This is a genomic window from Burkholderia sp. Bp9140, from assembly GCF_003853425.1.
In the GTDB taxonomy this organism is placed as follows: domain Bacteria; phylum Pseudomonadota; class Gammaproteobacteria; order Burkholderiales; family Burkholderiaceae; genus Burkholderia.
Window position 1 is genome coordinate 25,079 of record NZ_QTPQ01000060.1, and the last position, 14,408, is coordinate 39,486.

Genomic DNA, 14,408 nt, shown 5'->3' on the forward strand with positions numbered 1-14,408 from the left:
CAAAGCAGAAGATTATAAACGTTCGGGCGGCCCGGCGGCCGAGAAGGGGGGAAACGCGGGGGCGAATGGTAAAATTCGCAGATGAAAAAACTCGTGATCCTGATTTCCGGTCGCGGCAGCAACATGGAGGCCATCGTCCGCGCGTGCGCGCAGGAACGCTGGCCGGCCGAGGTTGCCGCCGTGATCGCCAACCGGCCCGATGCGGCCGGCCTGGCTTTTGCCGCGTCGCACGGGGTGGCGACCGCGGTGGTCGACCATCGTTCGTTCGACGGCCGCGACAGCTTCGATGCGGCGCTCGCCGCCGAAATCGACCGTTTCGCGCCCGATCTCGTCGTGCTCGCCGGCTTCATGCGCATCCTGACGCCCGATTTCGTCAGACGATATGAGGGCCGCCTGCTGAACATCCATCCGTCGCTGTTGCCGAGCTTCAAGGGCATTCATACGCATCAGCAGGCGCTGGATGCCGGCGTTGCGCTGCATGGCGCGAGCGTGCATTTCGTGATTCCCGAACTCGACAGCGGCGCGATCGTCGCGCAGGGCGCGGTGCCCGTGCGCGCGGGCGACGACGCGGCGGCGCTCGCGCAGCGTGTGCTGACGGTCGAGCACGTGCTGTATCCGCGTGCGGTGCGCTGGTTCGTCGAGGGGCGCCTGCGCCTCGAGAATGGGCGGGCAGTGGTGGCGCCGGAAGAGGCGCGCTGGATTTTCGCGGATCAACCGCATACCGAAACGAGCGAGGGCGTATGAAGCTGCACGGATTCCTGATTGGCCAGACCGAGACCTTGCTGGCCGAGGTGCTGAAGTTCACCGGCCCTGCCGACGCGACGACGAGCCGGTTCTTCCGCGCGCATCCGAAGCTCGGGCATGCCGAGCGCGGCGTGATCGCCGAGGCGGTGTTCGCGGTGCTGCGCCGGAAGATGGAGTTTTCGCACCTGGCCGAGAGCGGCACGGGCAGCCCCGCGCGGCGCCTTACGTTACTGGGCATGATGCAGACGCAAGGCCGCAACGCGCTGAAGCCGTTCGTGTCCGCCACCGAGGCCGCGTGGCTCGAGCACGTGTCGAAGATCGACCCGGCGAGCCTGCCGGTGCGCGTGCGCACCAACCTGCCGGACTGGATCTACCAGGCGCTGTCGGCCCGTTTCGACGCCGACGAGCTCGGGCAGCTCGCCGCCGCGCTGAACTACCCGGCGCCGCTCGACCTGCGCGCCAACGCGCAGAAGGCGACGCGCGACCAGGTGATCGACGCGCTGCGCGCGAACGGCATTGACGCGGGCGCAACGCCGTTCGCGCCGCATGGCGTGCGCGTCGTCGGCAAGCCGGCGCTGACGCGCCTGAAGCTGTTCGAGGAAGGCCAGATCGAGGTGCAGGACGAAGGCAGCCAACTGCTGTGCTCGCTGGTCGCGCCGCGCCGCGGCGAGATGGTCGTCGATTTCTGCGCGGGCGCCGGCGGCAAGACGCTCGCGCTCGGCGCGATGATGCGCTCGACCGGGCGCCTCTATGCGTTCGACGTGTCGGAAAAGCGCCTCACGAAGCTGAAGCCGCGCCTCGCGCGCAGCGGGCTGTCGAACGTGAACCCGGTGCTGATCGACAGCGAGCACGATGCGAAGATCAAGCGGCTCGCCGGCAAGATCGACCGCGTGCTGGTCGACGCGCCGTGTAGCGGCCTGGGCACGCTGCGCCGCAACCCCGACCTCAAGTGGCGCCAGACGCGCACGTCGATCGAGGAGCTCGCGCCGAAGCAGGCGTCGATCCTCGCGAGCGCCGCCCGTCTCGTGAAGAAGGGCGGCCGGCTCGTGTACGCGACCTGCAGCGTGCTCGACGCGGAGAACGAAGCGATCGTCGAGCAGTTCCTGGCCGACCATCCGGACTTCGTGCTGGTGCCTGCGCAGAAGGTGCTGGCCGACCAGCGCATCGAGCTCGAGACCGGCGACTACCTGTCGCTGTGGCCGCACCGCCATGCGACCGACGGCTTCTTCGCCGCGGTGCTCGAACGGCGCGCGCAGTAACGGCGGCTCGGACGGATGATGGAGAGTCTGCAAAGCCGCCTGCTGTCGCACCGGCTGGCCTCGGTGATGCGCGATTTCCACCAGCCGGTGATGATCTGGCAGGCGGCGATCCTCGTCGGCGCGCTGTGTTTCGCATGGGTGGCCGCGCGCTTCGTGCACGGCCGGATCGATGCGCGCCGCAGGGCGGCCGGACGCGCGCCCGGTGCGGGCGCGCAAAGCCTGAAGCGCGCGCTGTTCCCGCTGTTCGGCGGCATTTTCGTCGGCGTCGTGCAGCTTGCGTTCGACCCGTTCATGTCGACGGCGCTACTGTCGCTCGCGCTCGTGCCGCTGTTCGGCATCGGGCTGATCTACGTGCTGTTCTTCTTCGCGCGGCGCGTGTTCGCGCGCGATGGCCACACGCATGCGTGGCTGTCGATCGTCGAGAAGCTCGTGTCGACCGTCGTGTGGGCCGCGATGGTGCTGACCGTGCTCGGCATCCAGCGCGACGTGCTCGGCTGGCTCGACAGCGTGCAGTTTCGCGTTGCCACTGCGCATCTCACGCTGCTGTCGGTGATCTCCGGCGCGCTGTGGGTGTGCGTGACGCTGATGGTCGCGATGTGGCTCGGCTCGGTGCTCGAGGATCGCCTGACGCGCGCGAGCACGCTCGACGCGAACCTGAAGGTCGTGCTGTCGCGGGTCGGCCGCGCGCTGCTGGTGTTCGCGGCGATCCTGATCGGGCTGTCGCTCGTCGGCATCGACGTGACGGTGCTCGGCGTGTTCGGCGGCGCGGTGGGTGTCGGCCTCGGCTTCGGGCTGCAGAAGATCGCCAGCAACTACGTATCGGGCTTCATCATCCTGCTCGACCGCTCGCTGCGGCTCGGCGACGCGATCAGCGTCGGCGGGCTGCAGGGCGTCGTCACGCAGATCCGCACGCGCTACACGGTCGTGCGCGGCCTGGACGGCAACGAGACGCTGATCCCGAACGAGAAGCTGATCACCGACGTCGTGCAGAACCAGTCGTCGTACCTGACGCGCGGCTACGCGAAGGTCGCCGTGCAGGTCGCCTATACCAGCGACGTCGAGCAGGCGCTGTCGGTGCTCGCGGAAGCCGCCAACGGCGTGCCGCGCGTGCTCGCCGAGCCGGCACCGACCCCGTACCTGGTCAGCTTCGGCGCGGACGGGATCGATCTGGAGCTCGGCTTCTGGATCGAGGATTCGGCGACGGGCACGTCGGGCGTGCGTTCGGCCGTGAACCGCAACATCTGGCGGCTCTTCGGCGAGCACGGGATCTCGATTCCGTTCCCGCAGCGCGAAGTGCGCGTGGTCGGCCTGCCGGACGGTCTTGCGGCGACCGGCGCGGTGGCCGGGGGCGTGCCCGTGCCCGTGGCCGGCGGCGGCCCGGTGGACGGGCAGGTGTCGGCGGCCTAGGCGCGCCGCGCCGGCGCGAATCGGGCAAGTTCAGCGGCCAGAAGCGGATCACGAGGCTCTCCCGGTCCGTCAATGGACTGTCCGCGTTGCGTCAAGACAAGAAAATATTCATTTTTTACAAAGACTTGGAACGGTTGAAGTAAAATTCCGGTCTACACGCGGTATGCTTTCATTTTTATGACGTCGGCTTGCGCCGGCGTCGCTCTCATCACAGGTAACTGCCTTGTTGAATTCCCTGCTCGATTTTCTTTCCCACGGGCTCCTGCATTTTTCGTGGTGGCAGGTCGCGCTGTTCGCGCTGGCCGTCACGCACGTGACGATCATCGGCGTGACGGTCTACCTGCACCGCTGCCAGGCGCACCGCGCGCTGGAGCTGCATCCGATCGCGAGCCACTTCTTCCGCCTCTGGCTGTGGATGACGACCGGCATGCTGACGGGTCAGTGGGCCGCGATTCACCGCAAGCACCATGCGAAGTGCGAGACCGAGGAAGATCCGCACAGCCCGCAGACGCGCGGCATCTGGAAGGTGTTCCTCGAAGGCGCCGAGCTGTATCGCGCGGAAGCGAAGAACGAAGAGACGATGCGCAAGTTTGGCCACGGCACGCCGAACGACTGGCTCGAACGCAATCTGTACACGAAGTATCCGATTCTCGGCATCAGCATGATGATGGTGATCGACGTCGCGCTGTTCGGCGTGCTCGGCCTGACCGTGTGGGCCGTGCAGATGGTCTGGATTCCGTTCTGGGCCGCCGGTGTCGTGAACGGCTTCGGCCACTTCTGGGGCTACCGCAACTTCAACTCGGCCGATGCGAGCACGAACCTGTTCCCGTGGGGCATCGTGATCGGCGGCGAAGAACTGCACAACAACCACCACACGTTCGCGACGTCCGCGAAGCTGTCGAACAAGTGGTACGAGTTCGACATCGGCTGGATGTACATCCGCATCATGTCGGCATTCGGTCTCGCGAAAGTGAAGAAGGTCGCGCCGACGCCGCGCCTGAACAAGCCGAAGACGGTACTCGACCAGGAAACGCTGCAGGCCGTGCTGTCGAACCGCTACGAAGTGATGGCGCGCTACGGCAAGGCCGTGAAGCGTGCATATCGCCAGGAACTCGCGCACCTGAAGGAAATCGGCGGCGAGAAGTACCAGCTGATGCGCGGCGCACGCAAGTGGTTCCACAAGGACGCCGACGGCCTCGACGAGCCGCAGAAGAAGCTGCTGCCGGAGATCTTTGCGAACAGCCAGAAGCTGCATACTTACTTCCAGCTGCGCCAGGATCTGGCCGCGATCTGGGATCGCTCGACCGCCTCGCGCGAACAGCTGCTCGCGCAATTGCAGGATTGGTGCCATCGCGCGGAACAAAGCGGCATCAAGTCGCTGCAGGAATTCGCGACGCGCCTGCGTCGCTACGCCTGATTCGAAATCGATTAGAATCTCAGGACGTCACAAACCCCGCGTTGGCGGGGTTTTTTCATTTGGGCGGCCGGTTTTCGAAGGACGACCGGAAGCGCCGGAATTCGTATGAGGCTTGGGGGCGCGGCGACGTGGTGCCCCGGGTGATAGCGTAGAGGATAGGGCTGGAGTGCGCGCTAAAGCACTAACTCTGGCCGACCGCGAAGCATGGGGCCCGAGTAAGCGCTAAAGCGCTAACTCGGGCCGACAGGAGATATGGAGATGCAATCGACGATCAAATCCGTCGAGTACGACCGGCCGGTCTCGGCAGGAACCGTCTGTGGCGTCGGGCAAGCGTGGGCCAAGGTGCCCGATGCACCGTCCGCCGAAGAACGCGCAGCACTGAAGGCGCGCATCAAGGCGCTGCTCGCCCGTGAAAAGGCCGTGCTCGTCGCTCACTACTACGTGGATGCCGAACTGCAGGAACTGGCCGACGAGACCGGCGGCTGCGTCGCCGATTCGCTCGAAATGGCCCGCTTCGGCCGCGACCACGACGCGCAGACGCTCGTCGTCGCCGGCGTGCGCTTCATGGGCGAAACCGCGAAGATCCTGAGCCCCGGCAAACGCGTACTGATGCCCGATCTCGACGCGACCTGCTCGCTCGACCTCGGCTGCCCGGTCGACGAATTCTCCGCGTTCTGCGATGCGCATCCCGACCGCACCGTCGTCGTCTACGCGAACACCAGCGCCGCCGTGAAGGCGCGCGCGGACTGGATGGTCACGTCGTCGATCGGACTCGAGATCGTCGCCGACCTGCACGCGCGGGGCGAGAAGATCATCTGGGCACCCGATCGCCATCTCGGCAGCTACATCCAGAAGAAAACCGGCGCGGACATGCTGCTGTGGCAGGGTTCGTGCCTCGTCCACGACGAATTCAAGGGCATCGAGCTCGACCTGCTGCGTGCCGAATATCCGGACGCGAAGGTGCTCGTGCATCCCGAGTCACCGGAAAACGTCGTCGCGCAGGCGGACGTCGTCGGCTCGACGACGCAGCTGATCGACGCGGCCGTGAAGTTCGATGCGACGCACTTCATCGTCGCGACCGATCTCGGCATCCTGCACAAGATGCGGCTCGCGGCGCCCGGCAAGACCTTCATCGCCGCGCCGACGGCCGGCAACAGCGCGACCTGCAAGAGCTGCGCGCATTGCCCGTGGATGGCGATGAACGGCCTCGCGAACCTCGCCGACGTGCTGGAACGCGGTCACAACGAGATCTTCGTCGATCCCGCGATCGGCGTGCGCGCGCGTCTGCCGATCGACCGGATGCTCGATTTCGCGGCGGCGCACAAGAAGCGCGTGCAGGCGAGCGGCGATCTGCAGCGCGACCAGCAACTGTTCGCGAACGTGGGGGCTGCATGACTGGTGCAGTCTCCCCGCTGTTCGACAGCGTCCGCGCACAATACGGTGCGGCATTCGACGAAGCGATCGCGCGCAACGTCGCCGATGCGATCGCCGAAGACGTCGGCACCGGCGACCAGACCGGGCGCCTCGTGCCGGCCGGCAAGCCGCGCCGCGCGCGCATCATCGTGCGCGAGGAAGCGGTGCTGTGCGGCGTGCCGTGGTTCGAGGCCGTCATCGCGCGGATCGATCCGTCGATCGTCGTGCAGTGGCGCTATCGCGAAGGCGACCGGATGACGCCGGATTCGACGGTCTGCGAACTCGAAGGGCCGGCGCGGGCGCTGTTGACGGCCGAACGCAACGGGCTGAATTTCCTGCAACTGCTGTCGGGCGTCGCGAGTGCGACGCGCCGTTACGTCGATCGCGTCGAAGGCACGCGCGCGAAGATCCTCGATACGCGCAAGACGCTGCCGGGCCTGCGGCTCGCGCAGAAGTACGCGGTGCGGGTTGGCGGCGGCGAGAACCAGCGTCTCGCGCTGTACGACGGCATCCTGATCAAGGAAAACCACATCGCGGCAGCCGGCGGCGTCGGCGAAGCGCTCGATGCTGCGTTCGCGCTGGATGCGGGCGTGCCGGTGCAGGTCGAAGTCGAGACGCTCGCGCAGCTCGACACGGCGCTCGCGCATGGCGCGCAGTCGGTGCTGCTCGACAACTTCACGCTCGACATGATGCGCGAAGCCGTGCGCGTCGCGGCCGGCAAGGCCGTGCTCGAAGTGTCGGGCGGCGTCAATTTCGATACGGTGCGCACGTTCGCGGAGACGGGCGTCGACCGCATCTCGATCGGCGCGCTGACGAAGGATGTGCGCGCGACCGACTATTCGATGCGGATCGTCGACTGACCGCGCATCATCCCGTCTGACGAAAAAAGCCGTTGGCACGCAAACGCCAACGGCTTTTTTGTGTGGCCGACAAGCCGGGAAGGGGCGTACCGGTCAGCGGCGCGAGCGGGGCGTGAGCACGCTCGGCAGCGCCTTCGGCAGCGTGTGCGGCCAGTCGCGGCTGTAGTGCAGTCCGCGGCTTTCGCGGCGCGAGTATGCACTCTTCACGATCAGCGTCGCGACGTCGACGAGATTGCGCAGTTCGAGCAGGTCGCGCGTCACGCGGAAATTCGCGTAGTACTCGTGGATCTCGTCGCGCAGCAGCGACAACCGGTGCTTCGCGCGTTCGAGACGTTTGTCGGTACGCACGATGCCGACGTAGTTCCACATCAGCCGGCGCAACTCGTCCCAGTTGTGCGCGACGACGACTTCCTCATCCGCATCCGACACGCGGCTTTCGTCCCAGGCGGGCAGCGTGGCCGGTGTCTGGCCCTCGAAGCCGGCCGCCTCGATCGCTTCGGCCGCTGCGCGGCCGATCACGAGGCATTCGAGCAGCGAGTTGCTCGCAAGCCGGTTCGCACCGTGCAGCCCCGTGTACGACGTTTCGCCGACCGCGTACAGGCCCGCGAGATCGGTGCGCCCCGCGAGGTCGGTGACGACGCCGCCGCACGTGTAGTGCGCGGCCGGCACGACCGGAATCGGCTGCTTCGCGATGTCGATGCCGAATTCGAGGCAGCGCGCATGGATCGTCGGGAAGTGTTCGCGCAGGAACGCTTCCGGCTGATGGCTGATGTCGAGATACACGCAGTCGATCCCGCGCTTCTTGATCTCGAAGTCGATCGCGCGCGCGACGATGTCGCGCGGCGCGAGTTCCGCGCGCGGATCGTGCGCGGGCATGAAGCGCGTGCCGTCCGGCAGCTTCAGCAGGCCGCCTTCGCCGCGCACGGCTTCCGAAATCAGGAACGATTTCGCGTACGGATGGAACAGGCAGGTCGGGTGGAACTGGATGAACTCCATGTTCGACACGCGGCAGCCCGCGCGCCACGCCATCGCGATGCCGTCGCCGGTCGCGGTGTCGGGGTTCGTCGTGTACAGATAGACCTTGCCGGCTCCGCCGGTCGCGAGCACCGTGTGCGGCGCCTCGATCGTGATCGTGCGGTCGTTGTCGACGTCGAGCGCATACAGCCCGTGACAGCGGCGGCCGGGCAGGCCGAGCCGGTCCGACGTGATCAGGTCGATCGCATGGTGGTTTTCGAAGAACGTGATGTTCGGATGCTGGCGTGCGCGGTCGGACAGCGTCGCGAGCACCGCATGGCCGGTCGCGTCGGCCGCATGGATGATCCGGCGATGACTGTGGCCGCCTTCGCGCGTCAGGTGGAAGCCGAGTTCGGCCGCATCGTCCTTCGTGAACGGCACGCCCTGCGAGATCAGCCATTCGATCGCTTCGCGGCCGTGCTCGACGATGTAGCGCGTCGCGCCTTCGTCGCACAGGCCGCCGCCGGCGACCAGCGTGTCGTCGACGTGGTTCTCGATGCTGTCCGCCGAGTCGAGGACGGCCGCGATGCCGCCTTGCGCGTTATCGCTCGCCCCCTCCATCATCGAACGTTTCGCGATCAGCGCGACACGTCGCGTGCTGGCCAGGTTGAGTGCGACCGACAGCCCTGCCAGGCCGCTGCCGACGATCGCCACGTCGAATTTCATGCTGCATCTCCATCGTTACGCTTTAGATCTTGTGCGTTCCGTCGGCCGTGGCCGCGGAAAGGGGAGAGCATACCGCGTCGGGCCCGCGCGTGCGCGCAAAACAAAAAGCCCCGCATGTGCGGGGCTTTTTGGTCGCCGTCAGGCTGCAGAAACCGGAGATTACTTGATCTTGGTTTCTTTGTATTCCACATGCTTGCGGACGACGGGATCGAACTTCTTGATCGCCATCTTTTCCGGCATGTTGCGCTTGTTCTTCGTGGTCGTGTAGAAGTGACCCGTACCAGCGGTCGACTCGAGCTTGATCTTGTCGCGTGCGCCTTTTGCCATGATTGTGCTCCTTGGGCTTAGGCTTCGCCGCGTGCGCGCAGGTCAGCGAGCACGGAATCGATGCCGTTCTTGTCGATCAGGCGCAGGCCGGCGTTCGAGACGCGCAGGCGCACCCAGCGGTTTTCGCTCTCCACCCAGAACCGGCGGTTTTGCAGGTTCGGCAGGAAGCGGCGCTTCGTCTTGTTGTTTGCGTGGGAAACGTTGTTGCCGCTCATCGGCGCTTTCCCAGTTACTTGGCATACGCGTGCCATGAGAGCACTCCTAATACGCTAAATTCGGGGTTCGATCGCCGATGAAGGTTCCATCGCACCGCCACGTGATCCATGGCTGCACTCAGAACGCCGAAGCCTTTGCAGACAAGGCCCTTCGATGGCTAGAACTGGTTGGAAAAAAGACAGACGACGATTCTAGCAGAAAAAGTTCAGAAAAATCAAACCCAATTTCGCTTCGTCGTTGCGGCGACCCCAGGGCGGGTCGCCGGGCCACAGTCTACAGCCAACCGGCGCGCGCGAACGAAAATGTATCGGCGGTGCCGACGACGACGTGATCGAGCAGCTTTGCGTCGACGAGCGTGAGCGCTTCGTGCAGCGCGCGTGTCAGGCGGCGATCTTCCGCACTCGGCTGCACGGCGCCGGACGGGTGATTGTGCGCGATGATCAGCGCGGCGGCATTCAGTGCGAGCGCGCGGCGCACGATCTCGCGCGGATAGACGGCCATTCGTGTCAGCGAGCCGCGCGCGCTTTCTTCCACGTCGATGAGGCCGTGACGGGCATCCAGGTACAGCGTGACGAACACCTCGTACGGCCGCGTGCCGATCCTCAGCCGCAGATAGTCCTCGACGGCCCCCGGCGAATCGATCAGCGCGCGCGTGCGCGCCTTTTCGGCCAGCGCGCGCCGCACGATCTCGGTCACCGCGATCAGCAGCGCGGAGCGCGCCGCGCCGATGCCGGGGTGCGTCGCGAACACGTGCGGCTCCGCGTCGAGCATGTCGCGCAGCGAGTCGCCGAACCGGGCGAGCAGCGCGCGAGCGCTGGCGAACACGTCGCGGCCGCCGCCGCCGGTGCCGAGCAGCAGCGCGACCAGCTCGGCGTCGGTCAGTGCGGCCGGCCCGCGCTCCAGCAGCCGCTCGCGCGGCAGGTCGGGTCGCCAGTTCCGCGGGCGGCGCTTGCGCGGCAGCCTGGCGGTGCCGTTGCGGCGGGCCGCAGCGGCCGGGGCATCGGCGGGGTCGCGACATTCGGTCGCCGGGGCGACGAGGCAGGATGGCAGCATGATCGAAACTCCATTGGCGGCGGCCGAGTGCGCGACGACGTCGCACTTTCAGCCTTGCACGCTCAGGTGACTTACAATATTGGCTTTGCGCCGGGCCTTTCGGCCGTTTCGGGCGCCGACGAACACGAGTAATCCATGAGCCTCATCGATCTATCCGAAGTGAAGCCCGGTTCCCATGTGACGCTGCATTACCGGCTTGCACTGGCCGACGGCGCCGACATCGTCAACACCTTCTCCGACAAGCCCGCCACGCTGCTGCTCGGCGCGGGGCAACTGGCGCCCTCGCTGGAACAGATTCTGATCGGGCTCAGGGTCGGCGACCATTCGACTTTTCAGCTAACGCCCGAGCAGGGGTTCGGTCCCCGCAATCCCGACATGCTCCAGCGCGTGACGCTGTCGACGCTGCGCGAGAACGGGATGGTCGGCGACGATTTCACGCCGGGCGACCTGATCGAGTTCAATGCGCCGGACGGCGGCCGCTATGCAGGGGTGCTGAAGGAAGTCAGCGAAACCTCGGCGCTGTTCGACTTCAATCATCCGCTCGCGGGCCAAGCGCTCACGTTCGAAGTGAAAATCATCGGAATCCTGTAATCATGAGCACCACCGATACGCTGTCCGGGCAGACCGTCGCCGCCGATGCCGAAATCCTGCTGGCCCAGCCGCGCGGCTTCTGTGCAGGGGTCGATCGCGCCATCGAGATCGTGGAGCGCGCGATCGCGATGCACGGTGCGCCGATCTACGTCCGTCACGAGATCGTCCACAACAAGTACGTGGTCGAGGATCTGAAGAAGAAAGGCGCGATCTTCGTCGAGGAACTCGAGGAAGTGCCGGCCGGCAACACCGTGATCTTCAGCGCGCACGGCGTGTCGAAGGCCGTGCGCGACGAGGCGGACGTGCGCGGGTTGCGCATTTACGACGCAACCTGCCCGCTCGTCACGAAGGTGCACGTCGAAGTGGCGAAAATGCGCCAGGACGGCGTCGACATCGTGATGATCGGCCACAAGGGCCACCCGGAAGTCGAAGGCACGATGGGGCAGGTCGAGCGCGGCATGCATCTCGTCGAAAGCGTCGAGGACGTGCAGAAGCTCGAACTCGCCGATCCCGAGCGCATCGCGCTCGTCACGCAGACGACGCTGTCCGTCGATGACGCGGCCGAGATCATCGGCGCGCTGAAGGCGAAGTATCCGAAGATCCGCGAGCCGAAGAAGCAGGACATCTGCTACGCGACGCAGAACCGCCAGGATGCGGTGAAGTTCATGGCGCCGCAGTGCGACGTCGTGATCGTCGTCGGCAGTCCGAACAGCTCGAATTCGAGCCGCCTGCGCGAGGTGGCCGAGAAGCGCGGCGTGGCCGCGTACATGGTCGACGCACCCGACCAGATCGATCCGGCCTGGGTTGCCGGGAAGCGCCGCATCGGCGTGACGGCCGGCGCATCGGCGCCCGAAGTGCTGGCCCAGGCCGTGATCGCGCGGCTGCGCGAACTCGGCGTGCGCAACGTCCGTGCACTCGACGGCATTGAGGAAAACGTGTCGTTTCCGCTGCCGCGCGGGCTGAACCTGCCGCCCGCTGCCTGATTACCGCATCGCACCCGCGGTACCCCGAAGCGCGCCTCCCGGCGCGCTTTTTTTTGCGTCGCGAAAAACGAGATCGCAACCATTATTCACATTAATAGTGCAACCCGGTTGCTATGCCTGTGCTTAACCGTCTCTCAAAATTGGTTGCAATGCAGGAAAACCCCATCGAATCAGGATTATTGGCGTCCTATAAATGGAGTTACAATGCGCCCGTTTTCAAGCCGGAATGGCTTTGAAACAGGGTTTTGGCAAGGCGCGGGAGACCTATTCGATGCATGTGAAGTTGGCTTACGCCATGTCCGCCGCCGCACCGGTTGCAATGCTTGCCGGTTGCAGCAAAAAGAGCGACGACGGGGCGGGCAGGGAGGCTGCGGCATACGCAGTACCGGCGGCCAGCGACGTGCGCGCTGCCAGAACCGGTCGTGCGGCGCCGTCGGCGTGCCGCATTGCGCAATCGGACAGTGACAAGGATAACGGGGCACGTTTGGCGATCGAGGCATTCAACGCACAGGGTCCGCAGATCGGCATGCATTCGGCACGGCGGGCAGTACTCGCCGGCGGCGTGGCGGCCAACCGGGCGACGGACACGCGGTTGGCAGGACAACGAGCCGCCGACCGTGATGCGGCAGCAGGGCGCGTCGAACGACGGGCGCCCGGGTTTCGGGGCAACGCAGGCGACGTGCAGATGTCACTGATTCCCTTTCATTTCGATTCGACGAAACAGCGTGTCGCCGCGACCCACCGCGTCGCGGCCGGCGGCCTGCTTCGTTTCACGAATTCCGATCCAGTCCCGACGAAAGTCGGGCGCTGCCTTTGCGATGCCGGTTCGGGCGCCGCGCGGGCGGCGGCGGACGGCTCGCTTGCAGCGCAGGCGACGGCGTCCGGCATCGGAGCGCGAACCCTTGGCGGCAACGGCATGTGCGCCGTCAAGGTGGTCGAGCCCGCGGGCGACGCGGCGCGGAACCTGATCTGCCCGGATGCGGGGCTTGCCCCGGCCCGGACGGAAAAAGGCACGGATTTCGGGAAACCGGAGGCCGGCCGTTTCGGCACGTTGCCCTACGACTTCAAGGAGGCCAAGTACACCGTCCTCGATGTCGTGACGATTTAGCGACGGGACTCTTGATGGCACCGGAACAGTGCGGTGCCGTTTTTGTATCCGCTCCGGCGGCAAGTCCGGCCGTACAGGCCGGGCGGCGCGCGCCGGGACGATCCACCCTTACCGGTATCGACTAGTACCCGCAGTGTCGCCGAGAAGGCGCGATTCCTCGCTTACCCGCGGGGCGCAACGTCCTCCGGCAGCATGGGCCAAGGAGCTTTAAATGGATATTTTCGTCCAGCAGATCCTCAACGGGCTGGTGCTCGGCAGTGTGTACGCCATCATCGCGTTGGGCTACACGATGGTGTACGGCATTCTCGGCATCATCAACTTCGCGCACGGCGACGTGCTGATGATCGGCGCAATGGTTGCCCTGTCGGCGATCACCGTGCTGCAGAACCACTTTCCTGGACTCGGCAACGCCGCGACGCTGACGATCGGCCTTGGCATCGCTGCGGTCGTCTGCGCGTGCGTGGGCTATACGATCGAGCGTGTCGCGTACCGGCCGCTGCGCCGCGCACCGCGTCTCGCCCCGCTGATCACGGCGATCGGCGTATCGATCCTGCTGCAGACGGCTGCGATGATCATCTGGTCGCGCAACCCGCTGCCGTTCCCGCAATTGCTGCCGACCGATCCGATCAACGTGATCAAGGCGACTGACACGACGCCCGGCGCCGTGATCTCGGTGACCGAAATCGTGATCATCGCAGTGGCGTTCATCGTGATGGGCGGCCTCTTGCTGCTCGTGCACAAGACCAAGCTCGGCCGCGCGATGCGTGCGATTGCCGAAAGCCCGAACACCGCGAGCCTGATGGGCGTGAACCCGAACTTCGTGATTTCGGCGACGTTCATGATCGGCTCCGCGCTCGCAGCGCTGGCCGGCGTGATGATTGCGTCCGAATACGGCAACGTGCACTTCTACATGGGCTTCATCCCCGGCATGAAGGCGTTCACGGCGGCGGTGCTTGGCGGGATCGGCAACCTCGGCGGCGCGATGGTCGGCGGCGTGGTGCTCGGCCTGATCGAGCAGCTCGGCGCAGGCTACATCGGCAACCTCACGGGCGGCGTATTCGGCAGTAACTACCAGGACGTGTTCGCCTTCATCGTGCTGATCATCGTGCTGGTGTTCCGTCCGTCGGGCCTGCTGGGCGAACGTGTCGCGGACCGCGCGTAACGGAAGGGGAGCAAACAACATGACATCCATTCAACCGATCGAATCCTCGACGTCGCTCGTCGAAGAGCGCAACACGACCAAGACCGTCATCATCGGCATCCTGACCGCGGCCTTCGTGATCGCCGCGCCGATCATCATCGGCTCGGCCGGCGGCAACTACTGGGTCCGCGTGCTCGACTTCGCGATGC

Annotated in this window: 14 protein-coding genes and 1 pseudogene; 11 read left to right on the plus strand and 4 right to left on the minus strand. The window is 65.8% G+C overall.

Features of this window, described 5'->3' with window-relative positions; translation table 11 throughout:
* Window positions 1-81 precede the first annotated feature (81 nt).
* The 6 genes from purN (at window position 82) to nadC (ending at window position 7,100) form a co-directional block, all read left to right on the plus strand.
* A complete protein-coding gene (gene purN, locus DIE21_RS34215; protein ID WP_124486992.1) occupies window positions 82-744 on the plus strand; it encodes a phosphoribosylglycinamide formyltransferase in 663 nt (220 codons plus the stop codon).
* The gene (locus DIE21_RS34220) at window positions 741-2,003 is read left to right on the plus strand and encodes an RsmB/NOP family class I SAM-dependent RNA methyltransferase (RefSeq protein WP_124501782.1); all 1,263 of its coding nucleotides are present in this window, start codon (window positions 741-743) and stop codon (window positions 2,001-2,003) included. Before purN ends, DIE21_RS34220 begins: the two co-directional genes overlap by 4 nt.
* A gap of 18 nt (window positions 2,004-2,021) precedes the next feature.
* Window positions 2,022-3,410 carry a mechanosensitive ion channel family protein gene (locus DIE21_RS34225; RefSeq protein WP_124501783.1) on the plus strand — a complete coding sequence of 463 codons (1,389 nt, stop codon included), beginning with the start codon at window positions 2,022-2,024 and terminating at the stop codon, window positions 3,408-3,410.
* 223 nt (window positions 3,411-3,633) lie between these two features.
* Window positions 3,634-4,827: an acyl-CoA desaturase gene (locus tag DIE21_RS34230; protein ID WP_124501784.1), complete on the plus strand. Its 1,194-nt coding sequence runs from the start codon at window positions 3,634-3,636 to the stop codon at window positions 4,825-4,827.
* A 258-nt stretch (window positions 4,828-5,085) separates the two neighbouring features.
* Window positions 5,086-6,222 (plus strand): quinolinate synthase NadA, encoded by a 1,137-nt coding sequence (gene nadA, locus DIE21_RS34235; protein WP_124501785.1) that lies wholly within the window; start codon window positions 5,086-5,088, stop codon window positions 6,220-6,222.
* Entirely contained in the window at window positions 6,219-7,100 is an 882-nt protein-coding gene (gene nadC / locus DIE21_RS34240) for a carboxylating nicotinate-nucleotide diphosphorylase (protein ID WP_124501786.1), read from the plus strand. Before nadA ends, nadC begins: the two co-directional genes overlap by 4 nt.
* Before the next feature lie 93 nt (window positions 7,101-7,193).
* Here nadC and nadB read toward each other — a convergent pair whose 3' ends face one another.
* The 4 genes from nadB to radC all read right to left on the minus strand — a co-directional run bounded on the left by nadB (window position 7,194) and on the right by radC (window position 10,376).
* The gene (nadB, locus tag DIE21_RS34245; protein WP_124501787.1) at window positions 7,194-8,780 is read right to left on the minus strand and encodes an L-aspartate oxidase; all 1,587 of its coding nucleotides are present in this window, start codon (window positions 8,778-8,780) and stop codon (window positions 7,194-7,196) included.
* A gap of 159 nt (window positions 8,781-8,939) precedes the next feature.
* On the minus strand, window positions 8,940-9,107 hold the full coding sequence (gene rpmG / locus DIE21_RS34250; protein ID WP_006478046.1) for a 50S ribosomal protein L33: 168 nt from the start codon (window positions 9,105-9,107) through the stop codon (window positions 8,940-8,942).
* A 17-nt stretch (window positions 9,108-9,124) separates the two neighbouring features.
* A complete protein-coding gene (gene rpmB / locus DIE21_RS34255) occupies window positions 9,125-9,358 on the minus strand; it encodes a 50S ribosomal protein L28 (protein WP_004186391.1) in 234 nt (77 codons plus the stop codon).
* A 238-nt stretch (window positions 9,359-9,596) separates the two neighbouring features.
* Window positions 9,597-10,376: a RadC family protein gene (gene radC, locus DIE21_RS34260; protein WP_124501788.1), complete on the minus strand. Its 780-nt coding sequence runs from the start codon at window positions 10,374-10,376 to the stop codon at window positions 9,597-9,599.
* A gap of 135 nt (window positions 10,377-10,511) precedes the next feature.
* Between radC and DIE21_RS34270 the strand changes: the two genes are divergently transcribed.
* From DIE21_RS34270 to DIE21_RS34290, 5 genes and pseudogenes are all read left to right on the plus strand, one after another.
* Complete coding sequence (locus DIE21_RS34270; protein WP_124501789.1) at window positions 10,512-10,967, plus strand: peptidylprolyl isomerase; 456 nt, start codon at window positions 10,512-10,514, stop codon at window positions 10,965-10,967.
* 2 nt (window positions 10,968-10,969) lie between these two features.
* Entirely contained in the window at window positions 10,970-11,950 is a 981-nt protein-coding gene (gene ispH, locus DIE21_RS34275) for a 4-hydroxy-3-methylbut-2-enyl diphosphate reductase (RefSeq protein WP_006488968.1), read from the plus strand.
* 271 nt (window positions 11,951-12,221) lie between these two features.
* Window positions 12,222-13,058, plus strand: coding sequence for a branched-chain amino acid ABC transporter (locus tag DIE21_RS34280; protein WP_124501792.1), 837 nt, complete (start codon window positions 12,222-12,224; stop codon window positions 13,056-13,058).
* A gap of 211 nt (window positions 13,059-13,269) precedes the next feature.
* Window positions 13,270-14,220 carry a branched-chain amino acid ABC transporter permease gene (locus tag DIE21_RS34285; RefSeq protein ID WP_124501790.1) on the plus strand — a complete coding sequence of 317 codons (951 nt, stop codon included), beginning with the start codon at window positions 13,270-13,272 and terminating at the stop codon, window positions 14,218-14,220.
* 19 nt (window positions 14,221-14,239) lie between these two features.
* Window positions 14,240-14,408 (plus strand): annotated as a pseudogene (locus DIE21_RS34290) (ABC transporter ATP-binding protein); the annotation flags it as partial.